The organism is Candidatus Chlorobium masyuteum (genome assembly GCF_011601315.1).
GTDB lineage: Bacteria > Bacteroidota > Chlorobiia > Chlorobiales > Chlorobiaceae > Chlorobium > Chlorobium masyuteum.
Genome location: NZ_JAAORA010000002.1, coordinates 600,475 through 614,649 on the forward strand (window position 1 = coordinate 600,475; position 14,175 = coordinate 614,649).

Here is a 14,175-nt window from a genome sequence, read left to right on the forward strand (position 1 = left end):
GTTCTGCATTAATTCAGCGCTTCGTCGCCTGCTTCACCGGTTCTAATTCTTAGAGTTTCGACAATTGGTGTCACAAAGATTTTTCCGTCACCGGGATTGCCGGTCTGGTTGGTCTTGATGATGGTCTCAATTGCCATGCTGCACAACTCATCAGGAACGACGATGGTCAGAATTCTTTTTGCCACCAGCCTCGGTGCACCGCCAAGTTGAGCGATTGCCTCCGGATGTCCTGCTTCGGCCCCCTTGAGAATGTCGAAATGAACCTGGCCTTTTCCCCGACCCATAACCCTTCCGGTTGCGGTGAATGCAGGGATGCCTGCATCGATAAGCGCCTTTTTGGTTTCATTTACCTTGTTGATCCGGATTACTGAAATAATCTCTTTCATCAGGCCTCCTTTGTTGCGAGCAACGGTTCGGTCTCTTTTTCACCGCTGCTGATGGTGTAGACCTCTTCGACACTTGAAATAAAGATCTTGCCGTCACCGAATTTTCCTTCACCGCTTGACTTTGCATTCTCGATGATGGCCCGGATCACGAAATCCTTGTCATTATCCGGAACCACCACAATCAGCATCTCTTTGGGGATTTCATCATAGACAACATCACCGACACGAAGTCCGCGCTGCTTTCCACGTCCGACAACCGAGATTTTTGTAACAGCCGGGAAGCCTGCTTCAAGCAGCCCCTGCATGACCTGATGTACCTTTTCCGGCCTTACGATTGTTCTGATCATTAACATGTGTGTGTACTCCGTGTTTATTAGTTAGCGATACCAAATTCAATGAGAAGCGCTTCAAGCTCTTCGATTTCAAGCGGCTTGGGGATGACAAACATCTTGTTGTCGTGAATCTTCTGTGCAAGAGCTCTGTACTCATCAGCCTGCTCATGGGTCGGATCGTATTCAATAACCGTCTTGCGGTTGATCTCGGCGCGCTGCACAAAGTTGTTACGGGGTACAAAGTGAATCATCTGTGTACCGATCTTTTTGGCAAGCTCTTCAATCATCTGGCGTTCGTTGTCAACATTACGGCTGTTGCAGATAAGTCCGCCAAGACGTACTCCACCGGTATCGGCATATTTCAGGATACCTTTACAGATGTTGTTGGCAGCGTACATGGCCATCATCTCACCGGAACAGACGATGTAGATCTCTTCAGCTTTTCCGTCACGGATCGGCATGGCAAATCCACCGCAGACAACGTCACCGAGAACATCGTAGAAAACATAGTCGAGATTCCATTCATCATCGAAAGCGCCAAGCTGCTCAAGCAGGTTAACCGAGGTGATGATACCGCGACCGGCACAGCCTACACCTGGCTCAGGACCGCCGGATTCGGTGCAGCGGGTATTTCTGTATCCCTCTTTGATGATATCTTCAAGTTCGACCTCTTCACCCTCCTCGCGAAGCGTATCGAGCACTGTTTTCTGCTGAAGTCCGCCAAGGAGCAGACGGGTTGAGTCAGCTTTCGGGTCACAACCGATAACCATGACATTTTTTCCCATTTCAGCCAGACCGGCAACCGTGTTCTGTGTTGTAGTTGACTTGCCGATGCCACCTTTTCCGTAAATAGCGACTTTTCTCATTTTTGTAACATTTAAGGTTATAGCTGCCTTCTTCGTAAGATATTCAGGTATTATTAATCTTTAACCTGAATAGTTATGATATTAGTTAGCAATATGCGTGCCAGACTTCGTGTTTTTATCAGAATGGTTGAAGCGCGGGAACAGGGGCGCTCATAACCCCGCACAGGGAGAGGGTTTCGGGGTTTTCTGTGAAGGTGAATTTCTTATAACGCATTTTAAATTATAGGTTAGCAGCTCTTTACCTGGGTTAGTAATCGCTACAAATTTGTAGGAAAACCAGAAAACCTACAAAGTCGTATGAAATATTGCGGAAAGTGTAGTTTTTCTGTGCTTACCGGAAATAGCGGTGACTACGCTGTCCGGATTTTTCTGGAGACGGGAACATTTTTATCCCAACCGGCAATCAGAGCGTATTGATGAAAGAGGGGTTAAGCCGTGAGGCGGTTGCGGAGTCCTCATGCTTGATTTCTGATAAAAAATACAGAAATGTAGATTATTGCGTTTTGAGAGGATTCTGTATTGCGGTTGTGACGACATGATTTCAGCTTAGGGATTTGTGCCGGTACGTTTAACACGGCCCTGAACCCTGAGGAGTATGGGTGGATGGCGGGGAAAATATTTTTTTATAAAGAGGGGAGCGGATTTTCTTTTCAAAGGCGTTATGATAGTACTGTGCTCTTTTTACGCGGCGGTTATGCAATTAAATTTATAGTTGCTCATGAAATCATTTTTGCATCGTCATCTCGATCCCGGCATGAAAGGAGTGAGAGGCGCAAAATTTGGGAGCAGTGATTCCGGTTCCATTTCGCATTCGCAAACTGCTGAACCCCTCAAGCCGGTCGGTTTCACCTCCTCACCTATGACCACATTCGGCCTCTTTGCGTTGGGGGCGCTTTCTGTTGGTGCACTTGCTGTCGGCGCACTGGCTATCGGCAGACTCGTTATCGGTAAAGCAAGAATTGCCCGACTTGACATTGGTACACTGCATGTTAAGAATTGTGCGTGCGGATGCCATCAGGGTGCTGATGGGTCGGAGAGCTCCTGCTGCGGGAAGTGAATGGGGAATAGTTCAGATGTTAAAATTTAATACATGATGTTATGCATAAAAGAGAGCTTGGCAATACGGATATGCGCATTACTCCCATCGGTTTCGGAAGCTGGGCTATAGGGGGCGGTGGCTGGGCTTATAGCTGGGGTGCGCAGGATGACGGCGATGCCGTGGAGGCAATTCAGCGTGCGGTTGAGCTGGGCGTCAACTGGATTGATACGGCTGCGGTTTACGGACTTGGACATTCGGAGGAGCTGGTTGCAAGGGCTGTCGCCGGTATGAAGCACAAGCCGTATATTTTCACCAAATGCTCTCTTGTATGGAATGAGCAGCATCAGATCAGCAATAGTCTCAAGCCTGATTCAATACGGCGTGAGTGTGAAGCGAGCCTGAAGCGGTTGCAGGTTGACGCCATTGACCTTTACCAGCTCCACTGGCCGAATCCGGAGGCTGATATGGAAGCGGGTTGGCAGGAGATGGCCCGCCTAAAGGAGGAGGGTCTGGTTCGCCATATCGGTGTTTCCAACTTTTCAGTTGCTCAATTGCAGCGGGTTATGGCTCTTGCACCGGTAGCTTCAGTTCAGCCGCCATACTCAATGCTTCGACCCGCCGCTGAAGTTGAACTCCTTCCGTTTTGCCTGGAGCATAACATCGGAGTTATTGTCTATTCACCGATGCTTTCCGGTATGCTGACCGGAGCCATGACCCGTGAACGCGCAGCACAATTTTCAGTGGATGACTGGCGTCGCCAGAACAAGGAGTTTCAGGAGCCTCGTCTATCGGCCAATCTCGAACTGGTTCAACTGCTTCTGCGCATAGGTGCGCCCCATAAACTTTCGCCGGGAGAGGTGGCCATAGCGTGGACCCTGCGAAACCCGGCGGTTAGCGGAGCAATAGTCGGAGGTCGCAATGCCTCCCAGGTTGAGGGGATAATCGGTGCGGGGGAGTTCAGGCTGAGTCAGCAGGAGATCGGCATTATTGATCAGCATATCGCCGGAATGCCAAAGTAAAGGGCTCATTTATCCATCTATTCCGCGATACCCTGAGCACTCGGGATCCACTTCTCCAGCATGTCACGAAGGTTTTTGATGACAAAAGGCTTCGTGATAAAGTCATTCATACCCGCATTCTGACAGTTCAATTTGTCCTCCTGCGTTGCATTTGCGGTCATGGCAATAATCGGAATATCGGCATTGATAACTCCTGTGCCGGTGTTTCTTATCTTTTTTGCAGCATCAATCCCTCCCATGAGAGGCATCTGCAGGTCCATGATCACCAGTGCATAGGGCTTTGTTTTCAGGGCATCAATTGCTTCTAAACCATTTGCTGCAATATCTGCATGAATGGCGAGCTTGCTGAGCATTGCAATGGCAACCTGCTGGTTGATGATATTGTCTTCAACCAGCAGAATACGGGTGTTTGCTGTCGAAGTGTTCAGGTTTGGCAAAACAGGTGTGGAGTGTTGTGTTTTGCGGGATTCACTCTCCTGAATTTTATTGCTTTCGACTGGTTTCAGAAAAGAGATAACAAACCAGAACTCGGAGCCTTCATTTTTCCGGCTGTTGAGATTCAGCTTGCCGCCCATAAACTCGACAAGTTGAGTGGAAATGGCCAGGCCGAGTCCCGCTCCACCCGCTTTTCTTGTTGCCGAAGAGTCCAATTGGGTAAACCGCTGGAACACCAGCTCTTTTTTCTCATCAGGGATTCCGATTCCTGTGTCCTTGACCGATATGCGGAGCGTGATTTCACCGGGAGTTTCGGATTCGGTTGCAATCCGGACATCAATCCCCCCTTTGTAGGTGAACTTGATGGCATTCTGTATCAGATTGATGAGCGCCTGCTTCAAATAGATCGGGTAACCGATCAGATCGCCTGCAACTGATTCGGGAATGATAAAGCTCAACTGCAGGCCGGCTTTTTCTGCGTTGCCAGTCAAAATGGAGGAGAGTTCAGTAAAAAGGGCACGAAGATTGAACGGCGATTTTACCTTGTCAAGCTGTCCCGATTCGATTTTGGTGAAATCGAGAATATCATTGATCAATTGATGGAGCTGTTTTGTACTGGCCTGTATGGTGTCCGTATAGTGCCGCTGGGTTGAGTTGAGCGGGGTATCGAGCAGCAGCTCTGTCATTCCGACTACTGCGTGCAGTGGCGTTCTGATTTCATGTGACATATTGGCCAGGAACTCACTTTTTGCCCGGTTTGCAATTTCAGCTTCTACTCTGGATTTTTTCAGGCTTTCAATCAGAATGCGCTGGATCTGTTCCTTGTCTTCCAGACTTTTTTTCTTTTCTGAAAGTTTTTTATTCAGTATGCGGGCATTTTCAAGGGATTCATTGATTTTCTCTTTCTGTTCCTTTTCCGTCTTTTTTAGTTCCCTGAGATCATTGTTCAGCAGGGAGATAATGGTATAAAGTTCATGAAGAGGATGGTCCGGAGAGACGATATTCTGTTTTTCATCAACAGTATAGAACTCGTCAAAGAGGATATGACCGCACATGGCTGCAAAGTGCTCAATATCCTCTGTTGTAATACGTACCTGATGTGGTTTTTCTGAACGGCTCTTCTCCCTTCGGGCGTTTATCAGCGTAAAGGCATCCGCAAGTGTCGGCACAAAAATGAACTGCTGTTTTACGTAGGATGCAAAAAGGCGCAGCATTGTTTTAAGAAGAAGGGAAGCCCCGCAGATATAGGTGATAACCGGTTTGCAATGATATTCACTGTTTAAGCGGTTCAGCTCATTGGCATAGATCATTCTTGTGCTGATCGGCGCTCGTAAAACGGCTGAGTAATCGGCAATTCTGATATAGTCACTGTTGGTGATCACGCCGCTTTTAAACAGGTTTTCAAGCACGGCAAGTGCTTTTTTGGCACTTTCAGGCTGAATATCTCCACCAAGCAGCGTGAGAAAGAGTTGACCGGGGATGACCCCGTTTTTGTAGAACACACCCGTTTGATTCTCCTCAAATTGCCATTCGGGTCTGAAATCAACCATCTCAAGGGTGAGTTGATTGCCGGATGTGCTGTTTTTCGGATTGGGGTTCATGGTCTCTTTATTACGTTCCAAAACCTTTTCAATACTGCTTGTGCTGATGCAGCACTCTGCAAACCGCTCTTATGGCGGGGCGGAAGCTTCATGGTTTCTGCTATTGAGAATATAGCGGGTGGTCGGTGAAATTCCCTACACATCACCGGATTCCAAACCGGTTCTGCCGGAACTGCTCTTGACTCCGTTGCTGTCTGCCGACAAGCCGCTTCGATAGAATAGAGACGGGGTTGCCCTGTCGTTGGTGATCGTTGTACACTACCTGTGAAATTTATAGCACAAAGAGCAATTATGCAATACATTCAACGATACCAACTCGGTCAGGAGGTATTTCAGGAGGATATGAGGAGGATGCGCTATATCCGGAATTTCCGGTAGTCGATTTCGAATTTTTTTATACGCAGCCCCATAATCCGGTCTGAAAGCCCGAGTTGCATGGCCGCACGTGACATATTTCCCTTGGTACGTTTGAGCGCCTCCATGATCATCTCTTTTTCAATCGCGTCAAGCTTCTGCTGGAGGGAGCCTGTATAGGGTGTTCCGCTGGATTCGGCAGTCTGGAGCGTCGGGGGAAGATGGTAGCCATGAATGACATTGTCTTCGCTCAGGATCACTGCCCGTTCAATGCAGTTTTCAAGTTCGCGGACATTGCCCGGCCAGTGATAGCGCATGAGCATGTCGATCGATGTTGTCGAAATTCTCCTTACCCCTTTATGGTTGGCCGTATTGTATTTTTCGACAAAATAATCGGCAAGCAGCAGAATATCGGTTTTGCGCTCCCTGAGCGGGGGAACGGTAATCGGGAAGATATTCAGCCGGTAGTAGAGATCTTCGCGAAAGAGCCCCTTGCGGATCAGCTCTTCAAGATTGCGGTTGGTTGCGGCTATCACCCGGACATCAACCTTGATGGTTTTTGATCCGCCTACCCGCTCAAACTCCTTCTCCTGTATGATTCGCAAAAGTTTTGCCTGAATCGGAAGGCTCAGCTCTCCAACCTCATCAAGAAAGATTGTTCCGGTATGTGCGAGCTCAAACCTGCCGTGACGGGTAGCCGATGCGCCGGTGAACGCGCCTTTCTCATGTCCGAAAAGCTCGCTTTCAACAATGCTCTCCGGCAGAGCGGCACAGTTGAATTTGATAAACGGTTTATCCGACCGGCGGCTCTTGAAGTGAATGGCACTTGCTACAAGCTCTTTACCAACACCGCTCTCTCCAAGCACAATGGTTGTTGCGTTGGTTTTTGCAATTTTCTCGATCATTTTGAAAAGCGCGATGATCGGTTTGGTGTTGCCGATGATATTTGCCGGACGTTCGGCTTCTGATATACTCTCCTCCTCATGCTCCTCCTTTTGGTGTTTCAGGAGCGGAAGCTTTCCGTTGCCGGTGACTATTGCTGTGGTTTTTGAACTCTCTTCATGAGCAAGCTGCTTCAGCCGGACCGCCTGCGAGATCATGGATGCAATAATGGAGAGCTGGTCAACATAGTGCTGCAGCATATCCATGCGTTCTTCGCCGGCTTTTGATTTTTTTGATTTTTCTCGTGACGGTTCCTGTTCAATCTGTCGATCCGCGCTCAGGGTCCCTATGATTTCAGTGCCCGTTTTTATCGGAATACAGATAAAGCAGAGGCTCTCTTTTTTTGCTTTTGTCCGGGAGCGGGTACGGTCAAGAAAGAGCGGCTCATTATTGATACTTGGTACAATGACGGTTTTGCCGGTTTTGACAACCTGTCCGATGATACCTTCACCAATGCGGTAGCGGCCTCGCTCTTTCTCTTCTGTTGTCAGTCCGAATGATTCATTAATCACAATTTCACCCGTATCGCGGTTAAGAATGGTAATCATCCCGCGGAGCATATCCATGTGCTCGGACATGATGAAGAGAACAAGCCGCAGTACCTTGTTGATGTCATTCTCATTGGTGATGGTTCTGCTCACTTCGGCAAGCAGGCTGATACTGCCGTGATCCTGTTCCTGGGCTATAAGCATAGTCTCTCTGGTCTGAAATATTACTGTTTTACCGCTAACGTGCTGTAAATCCTCTCAAGCTCATGTGCTTTCAGAGCTCTTTTCTTTTCATTTGCGGTGGTCCGGACAATCGGAAGCAGATGATTGGCTTCGTTTCTTGTTATCACGAGCCCCTTACCTGAAAAATAGTGCTGCAGGGCAGCGCTTCCCGAGTGTTTTCCGATCACCAGCTCGTGATGTTCCCTGCCAACCTGATCCGGGAGAAAGGGCTGGTAGGAGAGTGGATGCTTCAGAAGAGCAGCGCAGTGAATGCCCGATTCATGCTGAAACGCGGACTTTCCGACAACCGGTTTCTGATCCTGAATCACTCTTCCTGATGCTTTGCTGACGGTTGCGCAGAGTCGCGAAAGCTTCGTCATATCAATACGGGTATCATACTTTCCGGAGAGTTCAAGCGCTACGCTCAGCTCTTCAAGTGCAGCATTTCCCGCCCGCTCCCCGAGTCCGGTGACCGAGACACTGACGGCACTGCATCCGGCTTCAAGAGCGGTAAATGCATTGGCTGTAGCCATTCCGAGATCATTGTGTGCATGAAATTCAAGTGCCGCCGGACTGGCTGATTTCAGGAGTCCGACAAGCGTCATAACCGATACCGGATTGGCAATGCCGACCGTATCGGCAATCCGTATCCGGTCTGCGCCGCATGCATCGGCATCGAGAATAAACTGTTTCAGCAGTTCAGGCTCCGCCCTTGTTGCATCCTGGGCGCCCACAGTGACATAGGTGAAATATTTTTTTGCTTTCGGGACGAGTTCATGTAACTGCTGCTGTACCCATGCATAATCCTTTTCCATGAGCTGGAGGTAGAGCGCTGATACAGGAAAACTGATATGTACACCTTCAGTGCCGCAACGGCATGCATCCTCTATATCCTGCCATTTTGCCCTTGCCCAGGATGAAAGACGAAGCGGAAGCTGCCGGGAGACTATCTTTCTGATGCTTTGGCGCTCCTCTTCACTGATGGCAGGGTACCCCACCTCAAGTTCGTTGACTCCGGTATCAGCCAGCTCCAGGGCGATTTCCATTTTTTCCGCACTGCTGAATACTACTCCCGGAGCCTGTTCACCATCCCTCAGGGTTGTATCGATAATCCAGGGCCTGATGCCGGATTTTGATGGTATGGAGCCGGATGTATGCATAAGAGTCCTTTATTCTGTCAGCAGGTCACTTCGGAAAAAGTAAAGTACGGTAATTGTGTTTATTTAGGCAATCTACCTTTTTACACTAAATAAATCAGGTCTATAAGGTAAAATATAGTAATAAATCAGACAATAATGTTGATTTGTGTGTTTATTTTTGCCAAATAGCCTTTTCCGGGGGATTATTTCAGGTTCGGGGAGTGATTTGAAGAGCAGGGAGCGGATTGAGATACATGCCCGGTATGAGTCATACAATCCGGGAATTGAGCGTGCAGATTGTATGACCTTTCAGTCCGGGCGATGTCTGTTATTCGGCGAGTTTTGGCAGGAAGGAGAGATCGACGCAGTATCGCTTCGGGTTGCTCCGGTCGATGAACACCCGTATCCGCCTGTTCTGGATGTACTGCGTCGGATCGTACCAGAGGTTGTCGCTTTTGAAAACATGGATCTCTGATGTTGCGGGATTCTTCCACTGCGTTATGACCTGAAACGGGCAGTTCCCGTTGACTGAAACGGCGGTATTCATTACAACCGACTGAAACTCTGTCTCAACAGAGGTGCCTTGCTCTCTGAGGGAGTCGTTTTTCTTTCCTTTGAGCATGGGGACGAGGAAGATACCTGCGCCAATGATGAAGAACACCCCTCCCAACCCGCCGAGAATTATGGAGCCTGCCCAGAGTGAAAAGAAATCATTGATTTGAGCTTTTTGAGGGTCATCAGGCAGGTAGAGCAGCTCGACCTTTTCGCCTTCCGAGTAGGCAGGAGGATTGCTGCCTGTTGATGAGATGAACACCTGCGGTGAACCATTTCCATCAGTAAAACGAATGACAGGCCGGTATATTTTTGAATTATGTGAAATGTTTGAACTGCCGGACCAGGATTCGATGAGGTGCACAACACTACCCTCTGTTGTTACGGCTTTTGAGAGGAATGTGCGGGTATTGTCACTGATCCAGAAGGTGCCCAGGAGCATGGCAATGCCAAAAGTCGTGAAGAGATATTTGATGATTGTAAGAACTTTCATGGTTTTCTCCGGGTGTGTTGACTTAATGCAAAATCGTCAGGTCTGAAAGCAGGTCATTTCAGTTTTATCGTAAATCTGACTGTACGGCATGTATATTTCCATAAATGATATCGTACGGTGTTACTCTTCTGCCTCCGGCAAAGCCGGACCAATGTCGGCAGTCTCGCTATGGAAACCGGTGTATTATGAAAGGTAAAAAAAGTTTGCGTAAAGTCCGGGCAGCTCACCCGACCGTGAAGCCGATAAAAAAGGTGATGCGGAACATTTCAAAAACCATAGGGCAGCCTGCCGGTACACTCCAGCACATCGGAGAGCAGAAAACCGATTTCCCGGCCATAACGGTTTTTGGTTACGATTCAGATCACGAATTTCACATGCCGCTCAAGAGCATTGCGGAATGTGCAGAATTAAAGGATAAGCAGAAGGTTCTCTGGGTGAATATTGATGGTCTGCATGATGTGTCGGTCATTGAAGCGCTTGGCAAGCTTTTCGATATCCATCCGCTTACCCTCGAAGATATTCTGCATACCGAGCAGCGCTCCAAAATAGAGGACTTTGAACACTACCTTTTTCTTGTGTTCAGAGCACTTGATTATGATGCTCAAACAGGCGAGATCACTGAAGAGCAGATGAGTCTGGTGATCGGCAGTAATTTTGTTCTGACGTTCCAGGAAAAACCGGGAGACATGTTTGACGCTCTCAGGGCAAGGATAACAAGCACCGGGACATCAATCAGAAAGCGGGGAGCGGACTACCTTGCCTATGCTCTGATTGATGCTATCGTCGACAGTTATTTTGTGATACTTGAGCAGCTTGAAAGCCGGATTGAACTTCTCGACCAGGAGCTGTTTGAAACCTCAGGGCGTGATACGTTTGAGTCTATCTATCTACTGAAGAAGGAGCTTATTCTTTTAAGAAAATCGGTAAGACCGATGAGGGAGATCATCAACAGTATCAGCAGGGAGCACTATACGGTCATTGATGATGAAGCTACCTGGCCTTTTTTCAGGGATGTCTACGACAATGTCATTTTTATCAATGAAACCATTGAAACCTATCGTGATATCGTTATCGGCATGTACGATACATGGCTTGCCATTGTCAATAACCGGATGAACGAAATCATGAAGGTGTTGACCACCATCGCTACGGTATTTATGCCGCTCTCTTTTATTGCCGGAGTCTACGGAATGAATTTTCGTTCGATGCCGGGACTCGAATGGCAGTGGGGATTCTTTGTCCTGCTTGGATTCATGGGGATGATTGTTGCCGGAATGATGGTTTACTTTCGGACAAGAAAGTGGTTTTAGGGTGCCTTTGAACGTAATAAGGCGAGCTGCCCCGATGGTAATAATCGATAATAAAAAGCTATTCGGAGCGGTAATACGGAAAATCACCGGGAGGAAAGGGTGTTTTATCGTCTCTTATTCATTATGTTAAAAAACTGAAGTTTAAGTCTGTAACCTGCATATGGCCTGAACTCTTTTGAAACAGGGATTTCATGTTTGTTGCAGGTACATCATTCTCCTCAGGGAGCCGGGTTTTTCCCCGGCAGATTGCTGCATCCGGATTTCAACTCTTCACACCCTCAAAGTGCTGATTTTTTGCTGAAGTTCCTGATGTTATTAACTTTCAGGAACATGATGAGCTTTTGACTGAGCGGAGCCGGAACCATCCGAAACAGGCATGGCTTTCGGAGAATGCTAACATAAACGATTGAATGTAGTGGCAAGACAGCAGCGGTTTAACCGAAAATCAAAGAGCCCCGTCGCGGGCAAGAGGTCGCGGCAGACTTCGTCGCATACCGGCGAGCGGGTAAGGGCAAATGATCATATTCTGATCAACGAATTTTTGTTCAGACGGGGTGAAAGTTCACTTGCAGCTGAAATTATCACCTTTTTTACCGACCATGAGGGTGAACGGTTCCGGTCGGTTGATCTGGCCAAAGTCCTTGGATATACGGAGTCAAAGCAGCTTCCCGGTTTCTGGTATGTACTCCACAAGCTTCAGGAGGAGGGTACGGTTGACAAGGATTCCAACCGCTGTTACGGAATGTCGGGTGTGGATGCGGCAACCTATGAAGACCATCTTGTTCATATAAAGCCTTTTCCCGTGCCCGGAAAGGAGCAGTACAAGGTGGACAAGAGCTATACCGGTCGACTCATCACCCATCCCAACGGTTACGGTTTCATTGATGTCGAGGGATTTGATGATGATGTGTTCATCAAGGCGGGTGACCTGAATTTTTCCATTCATGGTGATGAAGTCGAGGTACTGGTTACCAAGGTTCCTGATACCTACTCTTCGAAATCCACACCCCATCAGCGCTGCGAAGGTCTTGTTCAGCGAGTTATTTCCCGCCGCATCACCACCATTGTCGGTACGCTCGTAAAGTCAGGCCGCAGGTTCACCCTCAAGGCTGACGAGAGGAAGCTGCTTCCTGAAATCGTTGTGCCGATCCGTCTCTCCGCAAAAGCAAAGGCTGGTCAGAAGGTACTGGTCGGTGAGCTTGATTTTACCGGGGAAGGGGTAATACAGGCCAAGGTGCTCGAAGTGCTTGGCCAGGCCGGTGATTCATCGGTTGAGGTGAGCGCAATTGCACGCAGTAAAGGCATTGATGAAACCTTTGACAAACAGATTGTTGATTTTGCCTCATCCATCCGTGAAGGTATTACCGAAAAGGATCTTGAAGGACGCCTTGATATCCGCGACAAAGTTGTCTTTACTATCGATCCTGTTGATGCAAAAGACTTCGACGATGCGCTCTCTGTTGAGACGCTTGAAGATGGACTTTACCGAATAGGCGTACATATTGCCGATGTTTCGCATTATGTGCCCGAAAACTCTCCGCTGGATCGCGAGGCACTCAAACGGGCAACCTCGGTCTATCTGGTGGACCGTGTCATTCCCATGCTGCCTTCCCGGCTTTCCGAAGAGATATGCAGTCTCAATCCCGGTGTTGACCGGATGGCATTTTCGGTCTTTTTTACCATGACCGGAGAGGGGGAAGTCCGCAAGCACGAGTTTCAGAAAACGGTCATCCACAGCAAGCGCCGCTATGCCTATGAAGATGTTGAGGAGATTCTGAAGAAGGGCAAGGGTGATTTTTCAGACGAACTTAAGCTGCTTGACCGTATCAGCGTATTGCTTCGTGAAAAGCGCTTCAAACATGGCGGTCTGGACTTTGAAACCGAAGAGGTTCGTTTCAAGCTCGGCAGCAAGGGTGAACCGCTTGAGGTGATGAGAAAAGAGCGGCTCGGCAGTCACCGGCTTATTGAGGAGTTTATGCTGCTTGCCAACCGCAAGGTGGCAGAGTATCTGACCCGCACCTTCAAGGAGAACAAAAAAGAGGCCCAGCCGGTCATCTACCGTGTGCACGGCTCTCCACAGCAGGAGAAGGTGATCATTCTCTCCAACTTCGTCAAACGGTTCGGCTTTGATCTCAAGCTCAACCGTGGCAAAGAGGGGCCGATTGTTACCGCCAAGGCTCTCCGTCAGCTCCTGCAGCAGGTCAAGGGAACCAATGTCGAGTTTCTCGTAAGCGAGCTTGTGCTCCGCTCCATGTCAAAAGCGGTTTATACCGGCGACAATCTTGGCCATTTCGGTCTCGGGTTCGAGCACTATACCCACTTTACTTCACCCATCAGGCGCTATCCGGATCTTATTGTACACCGCCTGCTCTTTGAGTATGAGGGTCTCAGAAAGAAACGCCGCAAAATCACAAGCGCGCGCCTCGCGGAGCTGACCGATAAAATCCAGACCGTCTGCCAGATATCCAACGAGCGCGAGAAAAGTGCCGTCGAAGCTGAACGCGAATCCATCAAGCTCAAGCAGGTGGAGTATATGGCAAGTCATGTCGGCAAGGTCTATCCCGGTGTTATTTCCGGTGCAACCGACTACGGTATCTATGTCAGAATGGTTGATTTTGCTATCGAGGGGATGGTGCACATGCGCAACCTTACCGACGATTATTACGAATATGATGAGGCTACCTACTCACTTGTCGGCAAACGCCGCAAGAAGCGCCTCCAGATCGGTCAACGCGTCAAGGTTATGGTCCACAGCGTCGATATTCAGCGCCGTACCATCGATCTTGCCATCGATGACAGCAAATCTGACACGAAATCAGCCGAATCGTAACTCTAAGCAGTGTCATTTCGAATCCTCCCGACAGGTCGGGGGGGGGGTGAGAAATCTTGATTCCGATTGACATGAGATCCCTCACTGCGTTCGGGATGACAAAAGAGGAGGGTTCAAGATGACACAGAGGGAGGGTTCGGGATGATAACCCGGAATCCTTTTCCTCT

11 protein-coding genes are annotated in these 14,175 nt (G+C 48.7%); 4 read left to right on the plus strand and 7 right to left on the minus strand.

Going from position 1 to position 14,175, the window contains the following annotated elements; translation table 11 throughout:
• Window positions 1-8 precede the first annotated feature (8 nt).
• The 3 genes from G9409_RS06390 to nifH are packed head-to-tail and all read right to left on the minus strand — an operon-like array spanning window position 9 to window position 1,584.
• Entirely contained in the window at window positions 9-386 is a 378-nt protein-coding gene (locus G9409_RS06390) for a P-II family nitrogen regulator (protein ID WP_166807959.1), read from the minus strand.
• Window positions 386-739 (minus strand): P-II family nitrogen regulator, encoded by a 354-nt coding sequence (locus G9409_RS06395; RefSeq protein WP_166807960.1) that lies wholly within the window; start codon window positions 737-739, stop codon window positions 386-388. Before G9409_RS06395 ends, G9409_RS06390 begins: the two co-directional genes overlap by 1 nt.
• A gap of 20 nt (window positions 740-759) precedes the next feature.
• Entirely contained in the window at window positions 760-1,584 is an 825-nt protein-coding gene (gene nifH, locus G9409_RS06400; RefSeq protein ID WP_006365172.1) for a nitrogenase iron protein, read from the minus strand.
• Window positions 1,585-2,302: 718 nt separating this feature from the next.
• Between nifH and G9409_RS06405 the strand changes: the two genes are divergently transcribed.
• A complete protein-coding gene (locus G9409_RS06405; RefSeq protein ID WP_166807469.1) occupies window positions 2,303-2,641 on the plus strand; it encodes a hypothetical protein in 339 nt (112 codons plus the stop codon).
• 41 nt (window positions 2,642-2,682) lie between these two features.
• Window positions 2,683-3,642 (plus strand): aldo/keto reductase, encoded by a 960-nt coding sequence (locus G9409_RS06410; RefSeq protein ID WP_166807961.1) that lies wholly within the window; start codon window positions 2,683-2,685, stop codon window positions 3,640-3,642.
• Between the two features lie 17 nt (window positions 3,643-3,659).
• Here G9409_RS06410 and G9409_RS06415 read toward each other — a convergent pair whose 3' ends face one another.
• The 4 genes from G9409_RS06415 to G9409_RS06430 all read right to left on the minus strand — a co-directional run bounded on the left by G9409_RS06415 (window position 3,660) and on the right by G9409_RS06430 (window position 9,868).
• Window positions 3,660-5,699, minus strand: a complete 2,040-nt coding sequence (locus G9409_RS06415) for an ATP-binding protein (protein WP_235923245.1) — start codon at window positions 5,697-5,699, stop codon at window positions 3,660-3,662.
• Between the two features lie 335 nt (window positions 5,700-6,034).
• Window positions 6,035-7,666: a sigma 54-interacting transcriptional regulator gene (locus tag G9409_RS06420; protein ID WP_166807962.1), complete on the minus strand. Its 1,632-nt coding sequence runs from the start codon at window positions 7,664-7,666 to the stop codon at window positions 6,035-6,037.
• 20 nt (window positions 7,667-7,686) lie between these two features.
• Window positions 7,687-8,844: a homocitrate synthase gene (gene nifV / locus G9409_RS06425; RefSeq protein WP_166807963.1), complete on the minus strand. Its 1,158-nt coding sequence runs from the start codon at window positions 8,842-8,844 to the stop codon at window positions 7,687-7,689.
• Between the two features lie 307 nt (window positions 8,845-9,151).
• Window positions 9,152-9,868: a DUF3592 domain-containing protein gene (locus tag G9409_RS06430; RefSeq protein WP_166807964.1), complete on the minus strand. Its 717-nt coding sequence runs from the start codon at window positions 9,866-9,868 to the stop codon at window positions 9,152-9,154.
• 185 nt (window positions 9,869-10,053) lie between these two features.
• Between G9409_RS06430 and corA the strand changes: the two genes are divergently transcribed.
• Together corA and rnr are read left to right on the plus strand one after the other, a co-directional pair.
• Window positions 10,054-11,178, plus strand: a complete 1,125-nt coding sequence (gene corA / locus G9409_RS06435; RefSeq protein ID WP_166807965.1) for a magnesium/cobalt transporter CorA — start codon at window positions 10,054-10,056, stop codon at window positions 11,176-11,178.
• A 415-nt stretch (window positions 11,179-11,593) separates the two neighbouring features.
• Entirely contained in the window at window positions 11,594-14,008 is a 2,415-nt protein-coding gene (gene rnr, locus G9409_RS06440) for a ribonuclease R (RefSeq protein WP_328700118.1), read from the plus strand.
• Window positions 14,009-14,175 lie beyond the last annotated feature (167 nt).

Coding starts and splice junctions, on each gene's coding strand:
- G9409_RS06430 (WP_166807964.1), bottom strand. CDS start 9,868: ATGAAAGTTCTTACAATCATCAAATATCTCTTCACGACTTTTGGCATT.
- corA (WP_166807965.1), top strand. CDS start 10,054: ATGAAAGGTAAAAAAAGTTTGCGTAAAGTCCGGGCAGCTCACCCGACC.
- G9409_RS06395 (WP_166807960.1), bottom strand. CDS start 739: ATGTTAATGATCAGAACAATCGTAAGGCCGGAAAAGGTACATCAGGTC.
- G9409_RS06420 (WP_166807962.1), bottom strand. CDS start 7,666: ATGCTTATAGCCCAGGAACAGGATCACGGCAGTATCAGCCTGCTTGCC.
- nifH (WP_006365172.1), bottom strand. CDS start 1,584: ATGAGAAAAGTCGCTATTTACGGAAAAGGTGGCATCGGCAAGTCAACT.
- G9409_RS06390 (WP_166807959.1), bottom strand. CDS start 386: ATGAAAGAGATTATTTCAGTAATCCGGATCAACAAGGTAAATGAAACC.
- G9409_RS06410 (WP_166807961.1), top strand. CDS start 2,683: ATGCATAAAAGAGAGCTTGGCAATACGGATATGCGCATTACTCCCATC.
- nifV (WP_166807963.1), bottom strand. CDS start 8,844: ATGCATACATCCGGCTCCATACCATCAAAATCCGGCATCAGGCCCTGG.
- G9409_RS06405 (WP_166807469.1), top strand. CDS start 2,303: ATGAAATCATTTTTGCATCGTCATCTCGATCCCGGCATGAAAGGAGTG.